This window comes from Streptomyces brasiliensis (genome assembly GCF_014647875.1).
GTDB classification, from domain to species: domain Bacteria; phylum Actinomycetota; class Actinomycetes; order Streptomycetales; family Streptomycetaceae; genus Streptomyces; species Streptomyces brasiliensis.
The window spans coordinates 1-1,358 of record NZ_BMQA01000218.1 but is presented as its reverse complement, the minus strand read 5'-3'; the positions used below and the strand labels follow the sequence as shown (position 1 = coordinate 1,358).

Here is a 1,358-nt window from a genome sequence, read left to right as displayed (position 1 = left end):
GTCGTGTTGGGGGTGGAGGTCGAGGTTCGGGCGTTGTTCGAGGCACCGACGGTGGCCACTTTCGCCGACCGCCTGGCCGAAGGAGTCGGGCGGGCTCGGACGTCGTTGCGGGCGGTGGAGACGCGTCCGGAGCGGGTGACGTTGTCGTTTGCGCAGCGGCGGTTGTGGTTCCTGGCCCAACTGGATGGCCCGAGCCCGACGTACAACATCCCGCTGCTGGTGCGGCTGAGCGGCGAGGTGGATATCGCCGCGCTGGGTGAGGCACTGCGTGATGTGATCGCCCGGCATGAGTCGCTGCGCACGGTGTTCCCGGCGGTGGACGACGAGCCGTACCAGCGGATCCTCGACCCGCGGAACCTGGACTGGAGCCTCCAGGTGTCGCAGGTGACGTCGGAAGACCTGGGCGAGGGGGTGGCGCAGGCCTCGCGGTACGCGTTTGATTTGTCGGCGGAGGTGCCGATTCGGGCGTGGTTGTTCGAGGCCGGTTCCGACGAGCGGGTGCTCGTGGTGGTGGTGCATCACATTGCTGGCGATGGCTGGTCGTTGGGTGTGCTGCGGCGTGAGTTCTCGGAGGCGTATGAGGCGCGGTTGCAGGGTGAGGCTCCGGTGTGGGAGCCGTTGCCGGTGCAGTATGCGGACTACGCCCTGTGGCAGCGGGAGTTGCTGGGTGCGGAGTCCGACGCGGGCAGTCTGCTGTCGGAGCAAGTGGAGTACTGGCGCCAGGAGTTGGCCGGGGCACCGGAAGAGATCGCGCTGCCCGCAGATCGGGCGCGTCCTGCGGTGTCTGGTCATGTGGGGCATCGGGTGCCGTTGCGGGTGTCGGCCGAGGTGCATCAGCGGGTGGTGGAGCTGGGGCGAGCCGAGGGCGCGACCGCGTTCATGGTCCTGCAGGCGGCGTTGGCGGTCACCCTTTCGCGCCTTGGTGCGGGGACGGATGTTCCGGTGGGTTCGGCGGTTGCTGGTCGTACGGATGAGGCGTTGGACGATCTCGTCGGGTTCTTCGTGAATACGTTGGTGGTGCGGACGGATCTGTCGGGGGACCCGGAGTTCCGTCAGGTGCTGGCTCGGGTGCGTGAGGCGAGCCTGGGCGCGTTGGCACACCAGGACGTGCCCTTCGAGCGGCTGGTGGAGGAGCTGGCCCCGGAGCGCTCGCTGTCCCGGCATCCACTGTTCCAGGTGATGCTGACACTGCAGAACGTCGAGCCTGCGGGTGAGGAGTCGCGGGCCGCGGACCGAACGACGACGGGAGCGGCGAGGTTCGACCTTGATGTGTCGTTGTCGGAGGTGTTGGACGAGGAGGGGCGTCCGGCTGGGTTGCGTGGGTCGTTGATCGCGTCGGCGGATCTGTTCGATGTGGG

1 protein-coding gene is annotated in these 1,358 nt (G+C 68.1%); it reads left to right on the top strand.

The features are described from left to right. Positions 1-33: 33 nt before the first annotated feature. A partial coding sequence (locus tag IEZ19_RS49835) for a condensation domain-containing protein (protein WP_229841750.1) occupies positions 34-1,358 on the top strand: 1,325 nt, incomplete at its 3' end.